General features: G+C 40.6%; 1 protein-coding gene and 1 pseudogene. Both read left to right on the top strand.

Translation table 11 applies throughout. The features are described from left to right. Window positions 1-497: chromosome partitioning protein ParA (locus R7O12_RS24865; RefSeq protein WP_318126721.1), on the top strand; the 497-nt coding region annotated here is incomplete at its 5' end. Further along, window positions 490-1,400, top strand: a pseudogene (locus R7O12_RS24860) (hypothetical protein); the annotation flags it as partial. The gene R7O12_RS24865 and the pseudogene R7O12_RS24860, both read left to right, overlap by 8 nt.

Raw genomic sequence — 1,400 nt, 5'->3', positions numbered from 1 at the left:
AAAGTTTTAAAAAAACGCCGGAGATTGCTAAAGAGCTAAAGGCTCAACCTACAATTGATGACCAATTTGCTCTGCTATATCGAAAATTTGATTACACATTAGACAGAAGTGATTCCCTTACAGGTCGTGATGAAAATAAAGACGGAATACGCGACGATATCGAGGCATTCATCAATGCGTTAGAAGTGTCAGAGCCAGTGCGCGATGCATTGAAGCAAAACGCTCGTTACTCTCAAAAAAATCTATATTACGACTGGAGTGAAAAGACCGAAGCTAATATCTATAAAGCAATGAAAATTGGTTTCGAGTATGAAAAAGTCATTGCTTGCAAGGATTTTGTCGGTATCCCAGTAGATGATTCAATCGATACGTCAAAAACGATAAGAGCACTTACCTATAACACTAAAGCCAGAACCATTGCTTATTTGGCTTATAATCATTTGCAAGATGGTTCAGTAAGCACATCGCTCCCAGCTGAGGAGCAGTATTGTGAATAAGCTAACGAGTGCACTTTTGTTTCTTACGATATTCCCTGCGCATGTCAGTGCTAACTCCTGTGATATTGAAGGCTACACAATAAGTTTTTTTAATGGCGTTGCTACGTCGAAAGACGCTGCGGTCGAGGGAAGGAAGAAAATAGAATCAACCCTTGGTATCAAGCAATTCAACGGTGAGCCAGTTGAATATCAACTGTTCTACAATGACTCTTACGTTGAAAGTAACGGTTTGAATGTCTTAGCTGATTTTGCTGAAACTTTTGATCAAAGAACACAAGAGTTGGGGCAAAAGCAATTTGACCGATGGGAAGCGTTTTGGGAAATCGTTAGCGGACGTCAGGACAGTTCCATCATCCAAAAAATTAGTGCGACTTTTTCATGGTTTAAAGGGTTTGTTTCCGACCTTGTCAGCCAAGGTATGAATACGATGATTCGTGAGTTTTTGCAGCTCTTGAGTACTTCGATTGATTCACCTGATACTGAAAAAACTCAGATGCAGCATAAACTCATCAATGATTCCAATACATGGAAAGGCAAAAAGCTAATTTATATTGCTCACTCGCAAGGAAACTTATGGGTGAACCAATCTTACAAGTATGTTGTTTCTCAATTAGGATACGACGCTGATAATATTCACGTGGTTCATATTGCGCCGGCCTCGCCAACATTAACCCCTGATAGTGACTATATTTTATCAACCTCTGACCTTGTTATTAATGGCCTGCAACTAACGGGAATTGGCTCTGTCCCTGTACCGAATACCGCTATAGCGCCAAGCACAGCAGACATTGCAGGGCATGGTCTAATTGAAATCTATTTAACTCATCCTGACTCGATTAACAAAATCAAGAAATCTGTGGGGCGAGCTTTTGATTCACTTACCAAGCCGGACATGGAAGAGCA

The sequence above is a fragment of the Vibrio sp. Vb1574 genome (genome assembly GCF_033338675.1).
This window is presented reverse-complemented; position numbering and strand designations above follow the sequence as displayed.